This is a genomic window from Vibrio hepatarius, from assembly GCF_011806575.1.
Taxonomy (GTDB): domain Bacteria; phylum Pseudomonadota; class Gammaproteobacteria; order Enterobacterales; family Vibrionaceae; genus Vibrio; species Vibrio hepatarius_A.
Window position 1 is genome coordinate 1 of record NZ_JAATOO010000004.1, and the last position, 23408, is coordinate 23408.

Annotated in this window: 20 protein-coding genes; 9 read left to right on the forward strand and 11 right to left on the reverse strand. The window is 45.5% G+C overall.

What is annotated here, in order from left to right; translation table 11 throughout:
- Together HCZ42_RS03805 and sohB are read right to left on the reverse strand one after the other, a co-directional pair.
- Nucleotides 1–439, reverse strand: a 439-nt coding sequence (locus HCZ42_RS03805) for a hypothetical protein (RefSeq protein ID WP_167419432.1), incomplete at its 3' end; no start/stop codon positions are given.
- 545 nt (nt 440–984) lie between these two features.
- Nucleotides 985–2046 carry a protease SohB gene (sohB, locus tag HCZ42_RS03810; RefSeq protein WP_167419433.1) on the reverse strand — a complete coding sequence of 354 codons (1062 nt, stop codon included), beginning with the start codon at nt 2044–2046 and terminating at the stop codon, nt 985–987.
- An 87-nt stretch (nt 2047–2133) separates the two neighbouring features.
- On the opposite strand from sohB, the gene HCZ42_RS03815 reads away from it, so the two are divergent.
- The 4 genes from HCZ42_RS03815 to HCZ42_RS03830 all read left to right on the forward strand — a co-directional run bounded on the left by HCZ42_RS03815 (nt 2134) and on the right by HCZ42_RS03830 (nt 8197).
- Nucleotides 2134–2874: a YciK family oxidoreductase gene (locus HCZ42_RS03815; protein ID WP_167419434.1), complete on the forward strand. Its 741-nt coding sequence runs from the start codon at nt 2134–2136 to the stop codon at nt 2872–2874.
- Between the two features lie 143 nt (nt 2875–3017).
- On the forward strand, nt 3018–3695 hold the full coding sequence (gene imuA, locus HCZ42_RS03820) for a translesion DNA synthesis-associated protein ImuA (RefSeq protein WP_167419435.1): 678 nt from the start codon (nt 3018–3020) through the stop codon (nt 3693–3695).
- 2 nt (nt 3696–3697) lie between these two features.
- A complete protein-coding gene (locus HCZ42_RS03825; RefSeq protein ID WP_167419436.1) occupies nt 3698–5113 on the forward strand; it encodes a Y-family DNA polymerase in 1416 nt (471 codons plus the stop codon).
- Nucleotides 5114–5125: 12 nt separating this feature from the next.
- Nucleotides 5126–8197 (forward strand): error-prone DNA polymerase, encoded by a 3072-nt coding sequence (locus HCZ42_RS03830; RefSeq protein ID WP_167419437.1) that lies wholly within the window; start codon nt 5126–5128, stop codon nt 8195–8197.
- A 131-nt stretch (nt 8198–8328) separates the two neighbouring features.
- On the opposite strand, the gene HCZ42_RS03835 is transcribed toward HCZ42_RS03830, so the two are convergent.
- Nucleotides 8329–9228: a LysR family transcriptional regulator gene (locus tag HCZ42_RS03835; protein ID WP_167419438.1), complete on the reverse strand. Its 900-nt coding sequence runs from the start codon at nt 9226–9228 to the stop codon at nt 8329–8331.
- A gap of 102 nt (nt 9229–9330) precedes the next feature.
- Between HCZ42_RS03835 and HCZ42_RS03840 the strand changes: the two genes are divergently transcribed.
- The 3 genes from HCZ42_RS03840 (at nt 9331) to HCZ42_RS03850 (ending at nt 12974) form a co-directional block, all read left to right on the forward strand.
- Nucleotides 9331–11229, forward strand: coding sequence for an alkyl sulfatase dimerization domain-containing protein (locus HCZ42_RS03840; protein WP_167419439.1), 1899 nt, complete (start codon nt 9331–9333; stop codon nt 11227–11229).
- A gap of 60 nt (nt 11230–11289) precedes the next feature.
- Nucleotides 11290–12147 carry an alpha/beta fold hydrolase gene (locus HCZ42_RS03845; protein ID WP_050482087.1) on the forward strand — a complete coding sequence of 286 codons (858 nt, stop codon included), beginning with the start codon at nt 11290–11292 and terminating at the stop codon, nt 12145–12147.
- A gap of 317 nt (nt 12148–12464) precedes the next feature.
- A complete protein-coding gene (locus HCZ42_RS03850; RefSeq protein ID WP_167419440.1) occupies nt 12465–12974 on the forward strand; it encodes a DUF2301 domain-containing membrane protein in 510 nt (169 codons plus the stop codon).
- Nucleotides 12975–13047: 73 nt separating this feature from the next.
- Here the strand turns inward: HCZ42_RS03850 and HCZ42_RS03855 are convergent, their stop codons facing one another.
- The gene (locus HCZ42_RS03855; protein ID WP_167419441.1) at nt 13048–13995 is read right to left on the reverse strand and encodes a chemotaxis protein CheV; all 948 of its coding nucleotides are present in this window, start codon (nt 13993–13995) and stop codon (nt 13048–13050) included.
- Nucleotides 13996–14219: 224 nt separating this feature from the next.
- On the reverse strand, nt 14220–15437 hold the full coding sequence (mlc, locus tag HCZ42_RS03860) for a sugar metabolism global transcriptional regulator Mlc (RefSeq protein WP_167419442.1): 1218 nt from the start codon (nt 15435–15437) through the stop codon (nt 14220–14222).
- Between the two features lie 239 nt (nt 15438–15676).
- Here mlc and pyk point away from each other — a divergent pair, with 239 nt between their 5' ends.
- Nucleotides 15677–17119 carry a pyruvate kinase gene (pyk, locus tag HCZ42_RS03865; RefSeq protein ID WP_167419443.1) on the forward strand — a complete coding sequence of 481 codons (1443 nt, stop codon included), beginning with the start codon at nt 15677–15679 and terminating at the stop codon, nt 17117–17119.
- A 66-nt stretch (nt 17120–17185) separates the two neighbouring features.
- Here the strand turns inward: pyk and HCZ42_RS03870 are convergent, their stop codons facing one another.
- Nucleotides 17186–18334 carry a patatin-like phospholipase family protein gene (locus tag HCZ42_RS03870; protein ID WP_167419444.1) on the reverse strand — a complete coding sequence of 383 codons (1149 nt, stop codon included), beginning with the start codon at nt 18332–18334 and terminating at the stop codon, nt 17186–17188.
- 12 nt (nt 18335–18346) lie between these two features.
- Nucleotides 18347–18439 carry a cytochrome bd-I oxidase subunit CydH gene (cydH, locus tag HCZ42_RS03875; RefSeq protein ID WP_157052321.1) on the reverse strand — a complete coding sequence of 31 codons (93 nt, stop codon included), beginning with the start codon at nt 18437–18439 and terminating at the stop codon, nt 18347–18349.
- 134 nt (nt 18440–18573) lie between these two features.
- Here cydH and HCZ42_RS03880 point away from each other — a divergent pair, with 134 nt between their 5' ends.
- Nucleotides 18574–19167, forward strand: a complete 594-nt coding sequence (locus HCZ42_RS03880; RefSeq protein WP_167419445.1) for an outer membrane beta-barrel protein — start codon at nt 18574–18576, stop codon at nt 19165–19167.
- Between the two features lie 61 nt (nt 19168–19228).
- On the opposite strand, the gene HCZ42_RS03885 is transcribed toward HCZ42_RS03880, so the two are convergent.
- From HCZ42_RS03885 to HCZ42_RS03900, 4 genes are all read right to left on the reverse strand, one after another.
- Nucleotides 19229–19639 (reverse strand): hypothetical protein, encoded by a 411-nt coding sequence (locus HCZ42_RS03885; protein WP_167419446.1) that lies wholly within the window; start codon nt 19637–19639, stop codon nt 19229–19231.
- A 171-nt stretch (nt 19640–19810) separates the two neighbouring features.
- On the reverse strand, nt 19811–21241 hold the full coding sequence (gene ptsG, locus HCZ42_RS03890; RefSeq protein WP_167419447.1) for a PTS glucose transporter subunit IIBC: 1431 nt from the start codon (nt 21239–21241) through the stop codon (nt 19811–19813).
- A gap of 445 nt (nt 21242–21686) precedes the next feature.
- Nucleotides 21687–22454: a TatD family hydrolase gene (locus tag HCZ42_RS03895; protein ID WP_167419448.1), complete on the reverse strand. Its 768-nt coding sequence runs from the start codon at nt 22452–22454 to the stop codon at nt 21687–21689.
- Nucleotides 22445–23407 (reverse strand): DNA polymerase III subunit delta', encoded by a 963-nt coding sequence (locus HCZ42_RS03900; protein WP_167419449.1) that lies wholly within the window; start codon nt 23405–23407, stop codon nt 22445–22447. Before HCZ42_RS03900 ends, HCZ42_RS03895 begins: the two co-directional genes overlap by 10 nt.
- Nucleotide 23408: the final 1 nt, after the last annotated feature.

Genomic DNA, 23408 nt, shown 5'->3' on the forward strand with positions numbered 1-23408 from the left:
TACACAGCACCGCCACACTAATGTTCGTTAACCAGGCTGTTAGTCTGTCTTCCGAATTATCAAGATCGCGCCGCACTATGTACGTATCTAGCTGAAACTGACGATCAAACCAGTTCATATCAAGCGCTTCACCTTGATGACGATGCATAATCCAATGTCCCCTTGCAAGTTCTGCTGCTTGCGCGAGCATAAACATACCATGCTCGCGGGGCCAGTGGTTTAGTACAGTGCATTCAATGTATTTTTCAAGCCAATACTCAACTGTTTTGGGGGCATAATGCTGAAAAAACGTTGGTAAATTAGCTTTAAATCGGTCCTCTAAATTATTGGCAACACTATCAATAAATACTTCACTAAACTCACGTATTAAGTCGGGAGAGCGATAGTTATCTAAATGGTGGGACCTTGTCTCCACCGCCACGGATTGTTTGTTTCGCATATTATAATTTGCCTTGTTTAAAATCAGCTTTCAGTAATACTCACTAAATCCCAGCCGATATATCTATTTTCTGATGAATAACTTTATACATTAGATTTTAACAACACCGGGTACGGTTATTTTTCTCGTTGAACACTCGGACTTTCGAATTACTTCCCTTGTAATTAAATCACAATAAAGTATTTATCGTGTAGCTAGTTCTGCTAATTTACCTTAATTAAAATACGCTAACATCACCTTTACTTTCTGAGCTAATAGCGCCCAAAAACTTGCTCATCAATGACTCTATAGCATCAGCTCTCGATATTTAATCAAGAATTACACAGCTCTAGTTAAATTATTATTTGTTTACTGACACAGTAAAAAGCAATTCTCTTCGATTAATCAAGAAAAAAGAACATGTAATAAAACTTTAGGAAATAAAAAAGCGTACACACTATATATAATGTGTACGCTAATATTTAACTAGAAATAATGTAATAAAGTATGACTATTCACGCACGAATAAACATATCTTTTGCTCTAGCACATTTTTCAGTTGCTGATTAAACAATCGGGCGTTGGCCGCGGTCGATCAGTTTCATCAGCACGTTGTCTGCGGCTTCACCGGCAATGCCTGCCAGTTTAGACGCCAGTTTTTTCTTCTCAACGTAATGAATCGCCAATACAGTTTTGTCTTTACACGCTTCCACGACAATGTCGTCTGAGGTTTTGATCTCATCGACTAAACCTAGCTCGTGTGCTTGAGTGCCAAACCAGTGCTCGCCTGTTGCGACTTTATCCAAGTCCAGTTCTGGGCGGTGGTCACGGATAAAGTTCTTAAACAGGCCATGTGTCTCTTCCAGCTCTTCTTTGAACTTCTCACGCGCTTTATCGGTGTTTTCACCAAACATAGTTAGGGTACGCTTGTACTCGCCAGCGGTCAGCTGTTCAAATTCAATATCATGCTTTTTCAGTAGCTTATTGAAGTTTGGTAGCTGCGCAATCACACCAATTGAGCCAACAATCGCAAACGGTGCAGAGACAATTTTGTCTGCGATACATGCCATCATGTAACCGCCACTTGCCGCGACTTTATCCACTGCAATCGTCAAAGGAAGACCAGCGGCTTTGATGCGGTCTAGCTGAGAAGACGCTAAGCCGTAGCCGTGAACCATACCGCCACCGGACTCAAGACGCAGTAGCACTTCATCGCCTTCACGCGCAACCGCGAGAATCGCCGTCACTTCTTCACGTAGTGAAGCCACTTCTTTCGCATCGATGCTGCCTTTGAAGTCCAGAACAAACAGGTGAGGTTCGCGCTGTGCGTCTAGGTCGCCCTCTTTCGACGCTTTTTTCACTTCTTTCTCACGAGCTTTGGCTTTTTCTTTCTCTTGTTTCTTCTCTGCTTTATCACGCGCTTTTAAAAACGCGTCGTCATGCAGGTGGTGCTCCAACTGATCAACGGTGTTTTTATGTTGCTCAGTTAGGTTAGTAATTTCCAATTCCCCTTTCGCGGCACCACTCTTTCCGCCCACAGCTTTAGCAATCACTAAAATCGCAATCACTGCGACTACAAAAGTCACAATCTTGGCTAAAAACAGCCCATAGTCCAACAAAAATTCCAATGTGATATCCCCTCATATGCGAATTAGTGTATTGTAACCACCTTGTCACGAAGACTTAAAGCAGAACATTACAAAAGGATACACATCGTGGAATATGCTGTTTCTTCAGATGCCCTGAAAGGTAAAGTTATTCTCGTTACCGGTGCTGGTGATGGTATTGGCAAACAAGCCGCAATCTCTTACGCACAGCACGGTGCGACGGTTATTTTGCTCGGCCGCACAGTGAAAAAGCTGGAAGCAACCTACGACGAAATCGAAGCGGCTGGTTACCCACAGCCAGCAATTATCCCTCTGGATATGAAAGGCGCAACTAAGCAGAATTACATCGACATGGTCGATACGATCGAAAGTCAGTTTGGTCGTCTTGATGGTGTGCTTCACAACGCAGGTCTACTTGGTGTGCTTAGCCCATTTGATCAAATCGGCGAAGATACTTACGACGATATCATGCAAGTGAACGTTAAAGCTCAGTTCCTGATGACTCAAGCGGTGCTCCCTCTGCTACATAAGTCGGAAGACGCACGCATTGTCTTTACCTCGTCAACCGTTGGTCACAGTGGGCGCGCTTATTGGGGTACTTACGCGATGTCTAAGTTTGCCACCGAAGGCATGATGCAGATCCTAGCGGATGAACTGAGCGACACTACGATCCGCGTTAACGCGATTAACCCAGGCGGTACGCGCACCAGTATGCGTGCAAAAGCTTACCCTGCAGAAGACGTAGAGCTACTGAAAACACCTCTGGATATCATGCCGCTTTACCTTTACTTGATGGCGCCAGAAGGCAAAGCCGTCAATGGTCAATGCATCGACGCGCAACCAAAATAATCGCCATACAATAAGATCATTTAGAATCAACGCCTTGTGAGCTAACTCTCAGCCACAAGGCGTTTTTTTATCCGTCTGATATACCGATCTCTTGCCGTCGTTCTATAATAATTTATACTGTACATATATACAGGTATTTTGTTATGTATGAATTGATAGAACATCTTAAGCAGAAACAATGGCTTTGGCAGGGTAGCCAAACTCCTGAGTCAGAAGAGCACTACTCAACTGGCTACGATCTTCTCGATCGTAAATTACAGGGCGGCTTTCCAAAACATGGTGTCGTCGAGCTACAAACACCGCAAGCTATTGGCGAGCTGCGCTTATTGACGCCGCACTTAAAGCACACCAGCAACGAACGTTTGTCTGTTTTTATTCAGCCTCCGGGCTATCTCTCTGCTGAACAGTTGTCAGCGGAAGGACTCGACGCGAATAAGATCCTGTTGATCTACCCGAAAACGGCAAAAGAAGCACTTTGGGCTGCCGAGCAATGTTTAAAAAGCGGCGCGTGCAGCAACGTATTGTTGTGGCAAGCCGACTTAGAAGTTCATCAGGCACGGCGCTTACAAGTCGCAAGCGAAACGGGCAATTGCCTCTCTTTTCTTTTCAAAGCAGAGCGAAAGAGCCTGTTTTCTTTACCTGTCAGTTTGAGCATGACGCTACTGCCCCACGCTTTGGGAGTTGAAGTCACCATCACTAAACGCAAAGGCGGCTGGCCGCACGCCAGTTTTGTGCTCGATATGCGTACATTATGGCCATCGTTGACGCTACAGCAGCCCGATCCGGTCGTGATTCCTTTTCCTGCGCGTAAACAAGGTTAAGCATGCAAGTTTGGATCTATCTTCACTTCCCAGCGCTACAGCTCGACGCACTCTATTCCGACGAGTCCGATAAACCTTTGGCTATCGTCGAATCAACACGTTTTAAGGTGGTGCAATGTAATACGCTGGCCGAGGAGCAAGGGATTCAGCACGGCATGGGGTTAGGCAGTGCCAGCGCCCTGTGCCACCAGCTTCAAGTTCACCCATATGATGAGAAAATTGAACAGCAAACGCTGCATGATATTGCCCAGTGGCTGTATATGGTCACGTCCGATATCGCGCTATTTCCACCTCAAGGCATATTGCTTAAAGCGATCGATATGTTGTCGTTATATGGTGGGTTAGAAACGTACTGGCAACGAGTCTCGCAGCACCTGAATCAGTTGGGTTTCCGCTATTTTTATTCGAGCGGTTTTTCCCCTTTTTCGGCCATGTTGCTGGCAAAGTCAGGACGGGCGTTACTCAGCCAAGATAAGACGCAAATCCGTAATACCATTAATCATTTCCCGTTAACCGCCACCGAGCTAGAAGATAAGCAAGTTGAAAAGCTGTCACGCGTCGGAGTCAACACTCTGCAGGACTTACTCAGTCTGCCGATGCAAGACATTGCTCGCCGCTTTAACATTGAACTGGTGAACTATGTGGGCCGTCTATTGGGGCAGTTTAAGCACCCGATTGAGTTTTATCATCCACCGGAAAAATTCCACAGTTACTTAGAGCTGCTGTTTGATATCGAGAATATTCAATGGTTAGAAAAACCGTTGAGCAAACTGCTCGACAAATTGGAGCTGTTTTTAACTCTGCGTAACCAAGTCGCTTATGAGTTAGAACTTACTCTGCACCAACGAGATTATCCAGACGGCAAGATTCGTTTTACTTCCGCTTGTGGCGACTACTACGCCGAGCGCTGGTTGCGCCTATGCCAGTTGACGATGGAGTCACTCAAACTGGATGCGTCAGTACACGGCTTGACGCTGAAGTTGATACGCGGTGGAGAACTGGAATCCACCAGCCAAGATATATTTGCTGGTCACAAAGGTCAGCAAAGTGAGTTGGAGCTGATTGGTTTATTGCAAGCCAAGCTGGGCAAAGACAGCGTACGCAAAGTGGCGTTAACTGGTGACCCAAGACCTGAAAAATCGACCCTACTTTGTCAGCCGGACTCTTGTCAGCTGGGAACGTCTATCCCAACCACGCCACAAGTGAAACGTCTGCGCCCGTTTATGATGCTGCCAACACCAGAGCCTTTGGCCGAGCAAATCTCGATTATCCAAGGCCCAGAACGCTTTGTAACTGGCTGGTGGGACGGCGATGAAATGACACGCGATTACTTTATCGCCCGTAGCCAAACAGGCCGCTGGCTTTGGGTATTCAGAAACCAGCAAAAGCAATGGTTTCTACACGGATTGTTCAGTTAGCGGAGAGTCACGATGACATACGCCGAACTGTTTTGTCAGACCAACTTTTCTTTTCTCAGCGGAGCATCACACGCAGAGGAGTTGATCCTGCAAGCAGACTTTCTCCGCTACCACTCGTTAGCCATTACCGACGAATGCTCGGTCGCGGGTGTGGTTCGTGCCTATACCGCGATGAATCAGCACCAACTGGCGATAAAACTGATCATCGGCAGCATGTTCTGGCTCAATCAGGAGTGTCAGGTCGTGCTGCTTTGCCCAAACCGTGAAGCTTATGCCGAGTTATGCCGAATCATCACCAATGCCCGTAGACGCTCAGAAAAAGGTCAATATCAGCTTTCTGAATGGGATTTGATGTCGGTAAAACATTGTTTGTTACTTTGGCTTCCGAGTGACAAACCCAGCGATAGAAAATGGGGACAATGGCTCGCACAGCATCATAATCACCGCCTTTGGCTTGGCGTACAGCGCCATTTGGATGCCAAAGATAAAGCCTACTTACAGCATTGTGAACGTCTTGCGCAGGAGCTTTCACTGCCTATCACCGCTTGTGGTGGCGTACTGATGCACACTGCCACACGATTGCCTCTGCAGCATGTGCTTACCGCAATCAAACACGGCAACAGGGTAGACCACATGGGAGCAGACTTACTCACCAATACTGAACGCACGTTGCGCAGTAAAGATAAACTCGCCAAGCTGTTTAAGCCGGAGTGGCTTGATGAGAGCGTGCGTATCGCTGAGCGCTGCCAGTTTTGTTTGAGTGAGCTGAAATATGAATACCCAAGCGAGTTGGTCCCAGACGGTGAAACGCCGATGAGTTACCTACGTAAGCTCGTAGAAAAAGGCAAGGCGATTCGCTTTCCCGAAGGAACGACTGCACAAATAGAAGAAACGATTAGTAAAGAGCTTCAACTTATCGAAGAACTGAACTACCCGTTTTACTTTTTGACCATTCACGACATTGTGATGTTCGCCAAACGAAACCGGATTCTCTACCAAGGGCGCGGCTCTGCGGCGAACTCTGTGGTTTGTTATTGTCTTGAGATTACCGCTGTCGACCCACGACAGATCTCGGTGTTGTTTGAACGTTTCATCAGTAGGGAACGCGATGAGCCGCCGGATATTGATGTCGACTTCGAGCACGAACGCCGCGAAGAAGTGATTCAGTACATCTACAAAAAATACGGTCGTGAGCGCGCCGCATTGGCTGCGACCGTGATTTCGTATCGCTTTAAAAGCGCGGTACGCGATGTCGGCAAAGCACTGGGAATAGAAGAAAGCCAACTCGATTACTTTATTAAAAACGTTAATCGCCGTGACCGTTCCCTCGGCTGGCAAGCGCAGATTACCGAGCTTGGCTTAGAGCCATCTTCGATGAAAGGCGAGCAGTTCATTTCACTGGTTAACGAGATACTCGGCTTTCCGCGTCACCTTTCCCAGCATGTCGGTGGCTTTGTCATTGCCGCTGGGCCACTCTATGAACTAGTACCCATCGAGAACGCCGCGATGGCTGACCGAACCGTCATCCAATGGGATAAAGACGATTTAGAGAGCTTAAAACTGCTCAAAGTTGATGTCTTGGCCCTTGGCATGTTGACCGCTATTCGTAAATGCTTTGACTTGGTCAAACGACTGCATCACACCGAACTCTCCATCGCGGAAATTACCCGCAGGCAGGATGACCAAGACGTATACGGTATGATTCAAAAAGCCGATACCATCGGAGTGTTTCAGATAGAATCGCGCGCACAAATGAGCATGCTGCCAAGGTTAAAACCCAAAACGTACTACGACTTAGTGGTGCAAATTGCGATTGTCCGACCCGGCCCAATCCAAGGCGATATGGTGCATCCATTTTTAAAACGCCGTGATGGCATCGAACCTGTCACCTACCCTTCTAAAGAAGTCGAAGAGGTGCTCGAGCGCACCATGGGCGTACCTATCTTTCAAGAACAGGTGATCAAACTGGCGATGGTTGCGGCAGGTTTTAGTGGTGGTGAAGCAGACCAACTGCGCCGTGCCATGGCCTCATGGAAGAAAACCGGTGACTTGGTCAAATTTAAGAACAAACTGATCGATGGCATGCTTAGCCGTGGCTACGAGCAAGAGTTTGCCGAGCGGATTTTTGACCAAATTATGGGCTTCGGGGAATACGGTTTTCCTGAGAGCCATTCCGCTTCTTTTGCGGTTCTGGCTTATTGCTCTGCGTGGTTAAAATATTATTATCCTGAAGCCTTTTACACCTCACTGCTTAACAGCTTACCTATGGGGTTTTATAGCGCTTCACAGTTAGTGCAAGACGCTCGCCGACACCATGTATTAATACTGCCCGTTTGCGTGAACCACTCTTTACACGATCATCAGGTGGTGCGATGCGGGAAACAGCTCGCGATTCGCCTTGGCTTTAGACAAGTGAAAGGCTTTAGCCCCGACAGCAGCCGACAACTGATAAAAGCCCGCGCGAGCAAAGGATTCAGACATCCCTCACAGCTGAAACATATTGGCTTAAGCCGCCACGATATTGAACGGCTCGCCTCCGCCGATGCGATGCAATCTATTGCCAATAACCGTTACCAAACCCGCTGGTCGATGATGGATTCGTTATCCGATTTGCCGTTATTTAGTCAGATAGAAGAGCCCGAACCTTATACGGTGCAAGCGCCGTCAGACGTTCAGACCTTATTGGAAGACTACGCCGCAACAGGGCTCTCTTTGAACCAGCACCCAATCACCTTGCTCGACCAAGCAGGCCAACTCGGCCGTTTTTGCCGTATGAAAGAGCTGGTAGCAAAACCGCACCAATCGTTAGTCACGGTAGTTGGCGTCGTGACAGGTAAACAAGCACCGGGTACCGCAGCAGGCGTGACGTTTTTTACCCTTGAAGATGACACCGGCAATATCAATGTGGTGGTGTGGCAAGCCACCGCCAGAGCGCAAAAGCAAGCCTATTTGACTGCTAAAGTGCTCATGGTGAAAGGCATTTTAGAACGCGAAGGCGAAATCACGCACATTATCGCCGGACGGCTAATTGATATGACAGAGAAGCTGCAAGGACTACAAAGCAAATCGCGGGATTTTCATTGATTTGCGTTGATTCACTTACCGTTCAAACAGTAACTTCAAAATTGTGTTTGGACAAAACTTTGTCAGTAACTTTGCTAAATAAGGCAACTACGGAAAACTTTTGATAGACCAACTTTTAGTCCAACCAAACATCAAGGCTCTTTAGGAGAAAACACGGACTGTATTAACTGATGTAGATGCTGCGTAAATGGTTCTCGGCTATAACTTTGTTTAAAAAAAGACGAAAGCGAGTAATCAATATTGTCATCTAATTTTATGGCTTTCACTTTTGAACTGTCATAGATAAACTCAGGTAGAAATGAAACCGACGGCACGGTTTGAACAACTTCGTAAGCCGTAGATAATGAATCAACATAGGCAACTTTTTTAGGTTTAAGCTTTAGCTTCTCTAAAAGGCGATAACGATGTTCATTCCAAGAAGGTAATCTAGACACAATCAGTAAATTATCATGCACATCATCTAATTGGGTAATTTGCACTTCGGGATGGCACGCTAAGTAGACATGGTATTTGCAAATATGCCTTTGAGCGATGCTTTTATTGGTTTCAAAGTTGCTAAAGTGCACACCAATATCTATATCCCCCAAATCAATACCATCAAGGGAGTTCTTCCCCCAACGTTGGATATGAACGGTCGCTTGCGGAAAATGTTGAAGCAAAACTTTTGTCAATTTTGCCGCGGCATACTGATAGATATAAGAATTAAGCGCAATCACAATAGGCTGAGTATATTGTGAAAAATCAGTATAAGAAGTCGCCGCTTGCTTCAATACATTCGCTATTTGATTGTAATGTTGCTCCACTTGCGGAGCGAGTTGTTGCACCAAAGGCGTCAGCTCCATACCCTGAGCACTTCGAATGAAAATTGGATCATTCAACCTTTCACGCAGCTTGGTGATATCTCGGCTAACGGCACTTTCAGACTTGTTAAGAATGTCCCCAACTTTCTTAAGATTCGGGTTGTGATAGAGCAGAACCATCGTTTTCATTAGCTCTAATGGCAAATCTACATAACGATTTTGTAATTCCATGCTTTGCTACCTTCTTGCAAAAAACGCAAGTTAATCTTAACTTTAGTTATAGTTTTTACAAGGGCATTATCATATGAAATTGACCACACAAAGGTTATAAATATGAAAGTGAAAACTCTGACTCTAGCGCTAGCCTCTATCATGGCGTTAACAGCAACATCATCATTTGCAGCTAATAATGCTGATTTCAACTCTCCCTACATGGATGCGAAAGATACGCCATTAACCCACCTTCCAGAAAACGGCAATAACGCTAAAGTAAATCTAGAAACAGCCAAATACTGGAATTTAGACGTAAACAGTGAGCAACGTGCCTCTTACGATGATCCAATTACAATAAACGTTGCCGATGGTATTTGGACTTTTGCCACTCGTTCCATTTTGAATGTCAGTGTGGTTGAAGCACCTGAAGGTTTGATTGTTTTTGATACGGGTGACAATGGGCATGATGCAGCAGAGTTCTATGCAATGCTGCGTAAAGAAACAGATAAGCCTATTGCAGCAATCGTATATTCTCACGAGCACTATGTTTTTGGGGCGCGTTACTTCGTTGACCAAGAAGCCGCCCGTGGCAACAACAATATCAAAATCATCGGCCATCCTAATACTAATGCCTCGATCGCTAAAAATGGCGGTGCAGCATCAATCCATCCAGAGACCAGTGGTATAACAATCGGTCGTAGTATTGAACAATTTAATGCGTATGCAACACCAGAAAAAGGTGACAATGCGGCATACAAGAACACCATCATGCCAGACCAAAGTGGTTTCGTACCAGTAAACTTATCGCCAACTTATGATGGTGAAACTATTAATGTTGCAGGCTTAGACATTGTGTTCTACATGGACGGTATCGCTACTGATACTGCGAATCAGCTAATGTCTTATATTCCAAGTAAAAAAGCCGTGGTGAACAACGTTCTTTGGGGATGGTTCCCGAATATCTACAGTGCTCGCGGTGGACGTTATCGTAATCCAAATGAATGGATGAATGCGGTAGAAAAAATCAAAGAACTAAAACCAGAAATCGTAATGTCAACGCATTCAACTTCAGTGGTTGGTAATGACAAAATTAATAAGCGCCTGAAAGATTACCACGATGGTTTGGCGTTTGTTCTTGACCAAACATTAAAAAATATTGCATTGGGCCAAGGTCCGGACGAACTACGTTATAGTGTAAAACTACCTAAATACCTGGAAGAATCGCCAATCCTCGTGCAAAACTATGGTGAAGTATCCATCATGGCGCCACGCATTTACACGGCGTTATTCGGACAATTTGATCGTAATGCAACGCACTTGAATAAGTTGCACCCACAAGACGAAGCGACACGCATGGTCTCAGCAATGGGCGGCGAAGATAAAGTTTACAATCTAGCGAAGACAGCCTTCGATAACGGCGACTATTTATGGTCGGCGCAACTTTCTGATTTTCTGGTCAAGGTCAACCCGACTCAGGAGAACAAAGAGTTAAAAGCTGATGCACTTGAACAGATGGGTTACCGTGCAACATCAACTAATTCTCGTTCTTTCTATATGGCACAAGCGGCGGAACTTCGTGGACAAGTGAATATCATTAAGAACGTTCCAGCATTACCTGCAGCTATCATGAAAAATATCAACGATTACGTTGACTACTACCGTATTCGTATCAACCCTGAGCGTTCAGGTGATACTGAGGCAACCATCAAATTCGATTTTGGTGACAACCACGTTTACGGACTTGAAATCAGCCGAGCGGTAGTAAATTACCTTGATAACGCTGAAATGAGTACAGCTAAATCAGATGTGACCGTACAAATGAAACCAGAAGTTTGGGCTGAAATTTACAACAATATCGCGACTTTTGATGATCTGCTAAAAGCTGGAAAAGTTAAAGTCACTCAAGGTGGCAACGCTAAAGCCTCTCAGCTAATGGGATTGTTTGACCCTATTTATGATTGGAAAAACGATAAAGGCTTACAAGATCTAGCAAAAATGTTTGGTCAGTCAGAACAATAATTCGTTGTCACTTTTTCAGTAGTCGCCACTGGTGACTACTGATTTTAAGAAGGAAAAAATATGAATACAGATATGTCACATCTAGGTCGTGAATTCCAAGTAATAAATGGTGACATTACCATTCAGGCTTATGAAAAAGGTCAAGGTGAACCTATTATTTTCGTTCATGGTTTCCCTGACTCAGCGAATGCTTGGCGTCACCAAGTTGACCCGTTTGTCAGTGCTGGCTACCGTGTCATTACTTTGGACATGCGTGGCTACGGTAAAACATCTAAGCCAATGGAAAAAGAACATTATCACATCACGATGCTTGCTTCGGATGTGAAAGCTGTTCTCGATCACCTTAATATAGAGCAGGCTCATGTTGTGGGTCATGACTGGGGTTCGGTTGTGTCTTGGGCTTTTGCCGGTATTTACCCACAAGCGACAAAATCTCTGACTGCAATTTCGGCTGGTCATCCACTCGGTATACTTACTATGCCTGATATCCAACAACGTGAAATGTCATGGTATTTCTTCTTCTTCCAATTACCGATGGCGCAAGACCTGCTCGCTGCTGAAGATTGGAAACTATTTAAAGAGTGGATCCGAAACCATCCTGAGTGGGAACATTGGAAAGAAGCTTTTAAAGAAGGCAAAGATATCGTCCCAGGCCTTAACTGGTATCGCAATGCGTTAAACCTAGAAAGTCCAATGAAAGCGGAAGACCTTGGTCACGTTCAAGCACCTTGTTTAGGTATTTGGTCGGAACAAGACTACTATCTAGGTGAAAAGCAAATGAAAGATTCAGCCCACTTCATCGGTGAATATGGCAGCTTTGAGTTTACTCGTGTGAATGATGCAACTCACTGGGTGCAGCTTGATAAGCCAGATGAAATTAACGAAATTGTACTCAACTTTACCGAAAAGCATCGTTAATACACTGAATATTTTCGTCTTTTAATTAAGCCAGTAACTTATGTTACTGGCTTTGTCCGTTTATAGAAGTCGCGGGGCCATTTGAATAATTATGATGAAATCCCGAAAGCGTTACTAATGGAAACACTCAGTAAACAAAGAAAGGAGCAATAACAAGTTTCTGAAGTTCCAGCTCTAACATTTCTGTATTACAGTTCTTGAAAAGTCTATGCTCTAAACTAGCAGATTCACCCGAATTACCGGAACTGCTCACGTTGGACAGACTCTCCAGTCCACAACGTCGGTTGACTTACGATAAATACAGATAAGGGATTGCAATGGCTGACCCACATATCGAATCACCAATGGATCAATGGGACCACCTTACGGTCATCATTTACCGTTTAGGCTTTACTCTCGCATTCCCTGTTATCGCACTTCTTCCTTGGGGGCTTGATTACCCAGTTGAGAATTTTGTGTTTTTATCTGCTGTCATGTGTGCATCATCTCTGCATATATACAGTAAGCCAATCCGTTTACTACTCCAGTTTGCCACATGGGCAGGTCTACTATGCTTTGTGTTTGGTTTGCCGACTATAGGCCTGGGCGGTGCTTTTATCACTTTGGGCGGGCTATGCTATAAAGAATATTTCTGCTTCAAAGTTCCAGGGCTGCAATTTCAGCCACTGATTCTGGCAGCATTGTGGTTCTGTATGGTGTTTGATGTGGGTATCGCAGCAAAGATACTTGCTACCATATCTGCTTCTCTTTTTCTTGTTACTAGCTTCTACAAATGGCGAATGCCAAGGCACTTCGATATCGGTGATAAAACGAAATATGACGTCTAGCGAAAACTTATCAGTGAGTTAAGCAAAAACAACAAAGGGAGCCTTAGCTCCCTTTGGTTTATTGGTTTGGGTGTTATTTCTGCAGAATTTCTCGTAAACGATCCTGAGCGACTTCGACCAACAGATCCGGCTGGAACTTAGAGATAAAACGGTCACAGCCAACTTTCTTCACCATAGCTTCGTTGAAGCTGCCGCTTAACGAGGTGTTTAGTGTGATAAACAAATCCTTCATACGCGGATCGTTGCGCACTTCGTGGGTCAGCTTATAGCCATCCATTTCTGGCATTTCGGCGTCGGTGATCATCATCAGTAGCTCTTTAGCAACATCTTTACCGCTATCACACCATTCTTGTAACTGACGAAACGCTTCTAGGCCGTCACGACATTCAATAATGTTCAAACCAAGCTGAGACAAAGTACCTTTAACCTGAGAGCGTGCCGTTGAGGAGTCATCGACGATCAATACATTACGGCCGACCATTTGTGCCGCTAGTTCTTCGTCTAGCACACCGTCAGAGATCGATACATCGTAATCAATGATTTCCGCCAGCACTTTTTCGACATCGATGATCTCAACTATTTGTTGCGAGTCGCCTTCATTCAGGCGTGTAATCGCGGTCAAGTAGTTAGAGCGACCAACGGTTTTTGGTGGCGGCTGAACTTCAGTCCAAGCAGTGTTAATGATGTTACGCACCTGCCCAACCAAAAAGCCCTGCACGGTACGGTTGTACTCGGTGATGATCAGGTTTTGTTCTTGGTTTTCAAGGCGAGACGGCGGGAAGCCAATCGCGGAACGCAAGTCAATGACTGGCACTGAAACTCCGCGGATAGACGCCACACCCGATATATTATGGTGTGAACCCGGCATTTTGGTTAGCGGCGGAACTTTAATAACCTCGCGTACTTTGAACACGTTAATGGCAAAGATTTGTCGGCTGTTAAGACTAAATAACAACAACTCCAAGCGGTTTTCGCCAACCAGGTTAGTTCGTTGATCGACCGTATCTAAAACTCCAAACATACTACTTCTCTACCATTAGGTTATAAACAGAATAGTTAACTAAGAGATTAAAACAAAAACTAATACTAAGACTAGTAAATTTAGCTTAAAACTGCCAACTAAGAGACAATCATCAAGTCAGCCATCATTATTTGTACGAAAAACAGGTATATCGAACGGAGTGTTTCATATCGGCGCATGGAAACGCCAATATGAGTATCATTGATTTGAATAAGAAAGGATGATTAACCTTCAATCACTTTCATCAGCAGTAAACCATCATACAGTGCTTGCTTGATAAGCGCCGCACCTGGCATGGTTGCTTGTTTATAAAAACGAGATTCCACCAGCTCAAGGTCTTGGTGATAAACGGGCAGACTTTGTTCTTCAATACACTTTTGAACCGCAGGATAAAGCACTTCTTTAGCTTGGTTAATCGCACCGCCAATGAGGATTTTTTCCGGGTTAAACAGATTGATTACGATAGAAATCGCCGAGCCTAAATAGCGGCCAAGCTTTTCGACTGCATCTACTGCCAGCGGGTCACCATTCGCTGCTGCTTCACAAATGTCTTCCACTGAGATTTCTTCAATTTCAGACAAAGAAGAGAGTTCACCGTTACGAATACGCTCGGTGACTTCATCACGGATCGCTTGTGAACTGGCCACAGTTTCAAGACAACCGCGATTACCACAATGGCATCGCTTGCCGTTCGGGTCGATTTGGATATGGCCGAGTTCGCCGATGTTACCGTGACGACCTTGAAGCACTCGCCCGTCAAGTACGATACCAGCGCCCAAGCCGTGGTGAATCGAGATAAGGACTGAGTTTTCGTTCTCTTGCGAGTGACCAAACAGCTTCTCTGCCAGTGCCCAAGCGCGGGTATCATTGGCGATAAACACTGGGAGGCCGGTCGCTTTGTAGATTTCAGGGCCAATCGCCAAGTTTTCAACATTGTAGTGCGGCATTTGCAGCACAACGCCCTGCTCTGAGTTCACCAAGCCAGGTAACGTCAGTGCAATACTGGTGACACGGTCAAGTTGGTCAGCGTAAGTTTGGAAGAATTCGTCGATTTCGTGCAGCAGACGCGCCATTACGTCTTCTTGATCAATCTCGTGGATATCAATTTTGGTATCGATCAGTACCTCGCCACCCAGTTCATGCAGTGCGATGGTCAAATAACCGCGTCCTAAACGCATTGAAAGGAATTGCCAGCCTTCATTGTTCACTTGCAACCCCACAGCAGGACGCCCACGACTGGTCGCTTCCTGAACCGTAGTTTCATGAACGAGGTGTGCCTCTATTAGCTCGCGAGTGATTTTGGTAATACTTGCAGGTGCAAGTTCACTCTCTTTCGACAAGTCGATGCGAGAAATAGGACCTTTTTGATCAATGAGTTTATATACACGGCCAGCATTGACCTGCTTGATGTGATCAATATGGCCAGGTTGAGCCATGTACATAGGGTGCTCCGAATATCAACAACGAACCAATTTTTTTACTTTGCGAAGTAATTGTGAAGAGCTTTGATACATCGCCGTGACAAGGGTCACGTATAAACATAATTGTTTGTGTCCCGAGTCAAATCACGGCGGCTACATCACGTTTAATTCCGCATTTTTTTGCATAAATAAATATGTATTTTTGTCATCAGACTACACTAATGTTTTTACCTAAGCGTTGCCAGATCAAGGAGAGCAGAATGGGTTCAACTCAAAGAAGAACAAAAATTGTCTCAACATTAGGTCCATCAACCGACGAACCGGGCGTTTTGGAAGCAATACTTGAAGCAGGCGTTAACGTCGTGCGCATGAACTTTTCTCACGGCACAGCAGACGATCACCGTCAACGGGCAACCAAAGTGCGCAACATTGCGGCAAAACTGGGGACTCACGTCGCGATTTTAGGTGACTTGCAAGGGCCTAAGATTCGTGTCTCTACGTTTGAAAACGATAAGGTTGACCTCAAAGTTGGCGATGTCTTCACGCTAGATAGTACTTTAGAGAAGGGAAAAGGGAATTCTGACGCGGTGGGCTTAGACTATAAGGCGTTACCACAAGACGTCACCAGCGGTGATATTCTGCTGCTTGATGACGGACGCGTTCAGTTGCAAGTGATTGGCGTGACCGACACCACTGTCAGAACCACAGTGACCATCGGTGGGCCGCTATCCAATAATAAAGGCATCAACAAAAAAGGCGGTGGCTTATCGGCTGATGCGCTGACCGAAAAAGATAAAAACGACATCAAACTCGCCGCAGAAATTAACGTCGACTACCTTGCCGTCTCTTTCCCGCGTAACGGCGAAGACATGAAATACGCGAGACGCCTAGCTCGTGATGCCGGACTTGAAGCCAGACTGGTAGCCAAAGTAGAACGCGCCGAAACCGTCGCCAGTGCTGAAAGCATCGACGATATCATCCTCGCCTCTGACGCTGTGATGGTTGCGCGCGGTGATTTAGGGGTAGAAATTGGTGACCCAGAGTTAGTCGGTGTACAAAAGCAACTTATCCGCCGAGCGCGCTCATTAAACCGCACCGTGATTACCGCGACACAAATGATGGAGTCGATGATTTCAAGCCCAATGCCGACCCGAGCGGAAGTTATGGACGTGGCAAATGCGGTGCTCGACGGTACCGATGCGGTCATGCTGTCCGGCGAAACCGCGGCGGGTAAATACCCAGTAGAAACCGTGCGTTCAATGGCAGAAGTTTGTTTAGGCGCCGAGAAGATGGCGGCGATTAACCGCTCTAGCTATCGTATGGAGTCGGTGTTCGAAAGCAGCGAAGAAACCATCGCGATGTCGACCATGTACGCCGCGAACCACATGCGTGGTATCAAAGGTATCATCACACTAACAGAGTCCGGTCGTACCGCTTTGATGACATCACGCTTGAGTTCGGGCCTACCAATCTTTGCTCTATCGCGTAATGAAAGGACGTTAAATATCTCTGCGCTCTACCGTGGCGTGTTTCCAGTTTACTTTGACACCAAGAGCAACACTGGTTTAGAAACCGCTCAGGAAGCCGTAGAAGCGCTTAAACAGCGTGGTTTACTCAATGATGGAGATCTTGTAATCATCACTCAAGGTGACGTTATGGATGTGGTGGGTTCAACCAACTGTATGCGTATCTTACAAGCTTAAGAACACAAGAATAGATACATAAGAGTAAATACATCAGAAAAGATTAAGGGAGCAGAAGCTCCCTTTTTATTTGGCGAGGTTTAATGGTTTCTGCACATTGGTCGCGTACATGTCGATAAATCGATAGCCCGCATCCAACCCAACTTGGTAGTCGTGCAGCAGATCTTCTTTGCTGCTCATCAACGAGCTCGACAGCAATGGCTTGTCCGGCTTGATCTGAACAATGAAGCAATCATCTGGTGGAGAATGTAAGAAATCCTGCGTCAACGCATAGGTTTGATAGTGCACCATCAACATATCCGCCAGTCCTGAGTCGAACTTATCTCCAAGCAAGTGGCTTAAACGATAAATTTCATCCGCACCAAACAGCCAACGCCCACCATTAAGCGATTCAAAATGGCCTTGGTCGGCTTTTTGCAGCCTCGCCTGAGCAACTTTCTCATTCAAAAATGCGCCCCAATCGCTTTTCCACTGCGTCATCTTAAATTGCCACTGTTCTTGCAATGAGTTAAACGAATCCCTAAACCACTCAACGCGCGTTTCTTGTGGAACAATCTCTGGTTCTACGGCTAAGTCATCCCCTTCAGTACGGATCACCACAATACAACGCGCCTCTTTACGCCACGCTTCCTGCACAGGAATCGAGGCAGAAACGCCTCCGTCAACGTAAGTTCCATGATCGAACTCTACCGCTTGATGATAAAGACGTGGGATCGCACAAGTAGCAACCAAGACTTTCTTCCAATCGTCTTTTAGCATAGGTAGGTAAATGTCGATAAGGCGACGTGCATCCGTGACCGCGGCATATGCTTCGCGATTGCCTAACACCTTGCGACCCAAGTCGATATCCAGTTTATATGGGAAGTCACTGATTTGATCCAGTGCCCAATCCAAACCTAGATATTGCCTGCGTCGAATGTAACTGAATAGATTGAAGAACGCTGGGTCAGTGGTTAGTTCGAGTATAAATGATTTACCGATACCACGCTGACGACAAAGGAACGCACTTAGGTTTAGCGCACCCGCTGATGTGCCATAAAAGGCATTGAATGGGTCGAAGTTGGAAAGGATGAATGCATCTAGCACTCCGGCAGTAAAAATCCCTCTTTGTCCCCCACCTTGAGCGACCAACGCATTTTTACCACCAGTGTACTTTTTAAACCTTTGGACATCTAACTGGACAGCAGTATTAGATACGACACCGCTATTAGTCATTTGCAGATTTCCTTAGGCGGAAGTGATTGCAATTAAGCCATACCCAATCAGCACAGTGAAAATGATGCCGGTAACAGTAAGAGCAAATTTTAGATCGCGTTCCATAGATACCTCCTAAAATATGTAACAAAGTAATAACACCACTGTGAAATATGTTCAAACTATGCCTTTTTTTTCTGCGTAATTATGGCGTTACCATCACAATTAGTAGGTTTACTGTTTGTTTAGGGAAATAGACGATGGAATACCTCACCAAAGCTGCTATTGCGCTTACCTTTTCTGGTTTGAGTTTATCGGCATCCGCACAAGTGTTTGTCACACCATGGATTGGTTATACCGTAGGCGGAAGCGTTGAAAATCAAGAGGGGGAAGAGTTCGATTTAGAAGCTGCCGCTAATGTGGCACTAAGTATTGAAACAACCGTAGAGAACGGCCGGGTTGGCTTTTTCTACGCTCGTCAGTCTAGCGATGTGGAAACCATCGATTCAGACTTGGACATCCATTACCTGCACTTTCAAAGCAGCTTAGCATTCCCCTTTAGTGAAAGAGCATCGTCTTATCTTGGTGTCGGTATTGGTGGTTCTTACATAGACGCCGACTGGGTAGATGACGAGTGGGGTTTTTCAGCCTCGATCATGGGCGGTGTCGAATATCGCCTGAGTGATTCTTTGTCACTAAACACTCAGCTACGCTGGCTGGGCACTGCTGTTGATAACGACACACGCGGAGTATGTAACCTGCCGACCACCCACAGCGACGGCTGTATCATTCAATTTAAAACCTCTTGGATGAACCAATTCTCTGCCAACGCAGGCATAACATGGCAATTCTAAAAATTAAGGCAGCGTCACCACGCTGCCTTATTGATATACCTTGCGCCGTACGAGCGTTGACTTAAAACGAATAAGTTACGCCAAGCGCCGCGCCGATTTGCAGTTCTGGCCCCGAGTACAAATCTAGCTCTGGATGAACTTGCCCGTACATATTCCAGCCTGGGCTAAATTCCCAATCCACACCGAGAGGAACACGAGCACCAAATTCATCGTGGTCCCATTCGCTCCAAGCGCCCGCACCTACATACCAAGTAAATGGTGTGTCAGCGTTGAATTGGCCTCTCGCAAAAATGTAGTCAAACGCAGCACCATCGTTACCCGCGGTGAAACGGAACTGATCATCGATCTCAAGCACTGCACTTAATCCTTGGTCCCAAGCCATACCCGCAGACAGTCCTTGTTCAGCAAAAGAGGAAAACGAACTAAGGGCAAACAGGGAACAAACAGCGGTAGGCACGATGATTTTCTTCATCTTAATCTCCTAAGACAATGCATATTTAAAACTCATAAAATTATCGGCACTTGTAAGAATAGGATGTCAGAACAAGGTTAACGTTTGAACAACATAAAATGAAACCACCAGTCCAAGAACACAAAAAGGAGGCACTTGGCCTCCTTTTCTTATCGTGGGGAATGAATGAGATTAGCCGTGGTTACGAATCCACTCATCCATTTCTGTCTTAAGGTTGTCAGACTTAGTACCAAAGATAGCTTGAACACCACCTGATACTACAACTACGCCTGCTGCACCTAATTTCTTAAGCTTGTCTTGGTCAACCACTTCAGTATCTGCTACTGATACACGTAGACGAGTAATACAAGCATCAAGGTTAGTGATGTTAGCTTTGCCACCGAATGCCGCAACTAACTCACCTGCCATTTCAGTGCCTTCTGTAACACCTTCGTCTGCGCTTTCATCTTCACGACCAGGAGTTTTTAGGTCCATAGTGCGGATAACGAAAGTAAACACTACGTAGTAAAGTACAGCGTAAGCGACACCAAGACCAACTAGAAGTAGCATGTTCTCTGCACGTGGTGATTGAACTACAAAGTCAATGAAACCGTTTGAGAAGGTATGGCCGTGTACAACGCCTAGAGCGTTAGTTAGTACGTAAGCTAGACCTGCAAGTACCGCGTGGATTGCGTAAAGTACAGGAGCAACAAACAAGAATGAGAATTCAATTGGCTCTGTAATACCTGTTAGGAATGAAGTCAGAGCTGCTGAAGCCATGATACCCATTACTTTTGCACGGTTTTCAGGTTTAGCACAGTGCGCGATTGCAAACGCTGCTGCTGGTAGACCGAACATCTTGAATAGGTAACCACCTGCAAGCTGACCGAAACCATTACCCGCTGCGCGAGAAGCGTCATCAGCAGTTAGGAAACAAGTCATGATGCCGTGTACAGTTTCACCATTACCGTTCACACAAGTACCCGCTTCGTAGAAGAATGGTACGTTCCAAATGTGGTGTAGACCGAATGGGATCAGTGAACGCTCAACAACACCGTAAATACCAAATGCTGCAACTGGGTTTTGGTGTGCTGCCCAATCAGAGAAAGCACCGATTGCTGAACCAATTGGAGGCCAAATGAAAGAGAGTACAACACCAAGGATGATAGATAAGAAACCAGTGATGATAGGCACCGCACGCTTACCGGCAAAGAAGCCTAGGTAATCCGGCAGTTGAATCTTGTAGAAACGGTTGAATGCCCAAGCAGCCACACCACCCGCTAAGATACCGCCTAGTACACCAGTATCGATTTTGTCTGCACCCATTGCTATCGCCATTACTTTTAGCGTAGCAACCATGATGCCGTAACCAACGATAGCTGATAGACCTGATACACCATCATTGTTAGTAAAACCAAGGGCAACACCTACTGCAAATAGAAGTGCCATTTGGCCGAATACAGAACCACCCGCTTGTTCCATCAGATTCGAGACGATTTCCGGTAGCCAACTGAAGTTAGCGGCACCGACACCAAGCAAGATACCTGCAACAGGTAGGACCGATACTGGAAGCATCAGTGCCTTACCTACTTTCTGCAGGTTAGCAAAAGCGTTCTTAAACATGTTTATGCTCCTGAAAAGTTTATAAGAATTATTGGGTTCTAACGGCACACCCCCGTAGCCTAAATGTTAGCACCCAGCAAAAATGTAACCACATATGTCATTATATTTTCCGGCTCTAAATATATATTGATGCTGAACAGTGTTACTAGAGACTTACGGAATTAAATTTCAAACTAGTAGATAGATCACAATAAGATCCTATTGATGAAATGCTTTACAAGCATATTAACATACTGTTTTTATTGCAAAAATATTTCATTGAGATTAATTTCTAAGAGTAAATAAAATAAGGTCGATTGTTATTTTTCGTAACAAAATTACATTTTGACGATATTGTTCTCCCGTTATCAACATTTTTGGTAAACACGCTAAAGAAATCGTTTACATCCAAAATTGAGACATAAAAAAAGGAGCTTTCGCTCCTTTTCTATCCAATGTTTAGTTTCTATCTCAAAAAAAGATTTCGGAAGTTTTGTGTAGTTTGTGCGCCAACCTCACCCAAAGACACCCCTTTAAGTTGAGCGATATAGGCAGCGACTTCCACCACATACGCAGGTTGGTTCTGTTTGCCACGATGTGGCACTGGCGCCAAATATGGTGAATCAGTTTCGACTAACAATCTTTCTAGCGGCAACGCCTTAACCACTTCTTTTAACTCTGTTGCTTGGCGGAAGGTGACAATCCCAGAGATCGAGATATAGAAACCCAGTTCCATTGCTGCTTCAGCAAATGGTAAGTCTTCAGTAAAGCAGTGGATCACGCCACCACACTTATCTGCCCCACCCTGTTTTAAGATATCTAATGTATCTTGTCTGGCATTGCGAGTATGGATAATCAAAGGTTTGTTTAGATTCACCGCTAAATCAACTTGCTGCTCAAAGCGCAGCTTTTGTAGCTCTGCCGTTTCAGGTTGGTAATGGTAATCAAGGCCAGTCTCGCCGATCGCGACGACTCGAGGGTTAGCCGCGTATTGGTGTAGCTTATCAAGAGAAAAGTCACTCTCAACATCCAGTGGATGAACCCCGCAAGAGGCGTAGATGTTCTCATAAGGCTCAATCATCTCAAGCATGGATGGGAATGAGTCTAAAGTCACACCAACAGACAGCATCTCAGTGACGTTTACCGCTTTTGCTTTTGCGATAACGTCTTCAATCCCATTGTGTAACTCTTGATAATCCAATTTGTCCAAATGACAGTGAGAATCTACAAACATGTTTCCTCGTTAAACTTAAATAACCAATCTAAAATAAGCAGTTCGCTGTTCAATCCGGTGTGCTCACGCAACTGCTCTATCAACGAAGCAAGTGCCTCCGCCTGCTCGTACAACTTGGTATAGCTCAACACAGCCGCTAATTGTGCTGCCCCCGGTGTAAAGAATGGTGCATCAACACCAAAATGTACTTTCTGCGCATCGGTCAACAAATACCACATCCAAGTTAAGCGCTCGGCTGGATTTGCCGACAGCTCTTTGGCGAGCTTCATCACGTCACCTTGACCATTCACGGATTTCAGCAACTGTTGTTCTATCACTTGATAGGTGTCCGCTTCGCCTTCTTTGGCAAAGGTGAGCGTTTTTAGTGGCGAATTGTTGTTGATATGCGCGGCGTAAGGTGGAACAGAAACTGAATCCTGCTGAGCTATCCATTCGCTGATGGTCGCTGAATTAGGTGCAGCCAACGTCCATTGCTGACAACGACTGGTGATGGTTGGCAGTAGCAAACTAGGACGATGAGTCACCAATAAGAACATACAGTTTGCTGACGGTTCTTCGAGTGTTTTTAACAATGCATTGGCGGCAGATTCATTCATCGCTTCCGCTGGTTGAATCACAAATAGACGCACACCAGCCAGCTGTGATGACTCTTGAGCTTGTCGATTACAGTGACGAATTTGTTCTACGGTGATCGATTTGCCTTCTTTCTCCGGTTCGACAACATGGTAATCGGGGTGGCTACCAGAATTCATCAGCTGACAGCTGTGACAAAACCCACACGCTTCACTGGCGTAGTTGCTACACATCACCGCGCGGCTAAAAGCGTCGACCAACTGCTCATGCCCTAAACCATAGTCGGCAGTCAGAATGGCTGAGTTAGAGAAACGTCCAGCGTCTAAGCTGTCTCGCCACTCTTTCCATAACTCGTCTAACCAAGGATAAAGCTGAGCCATA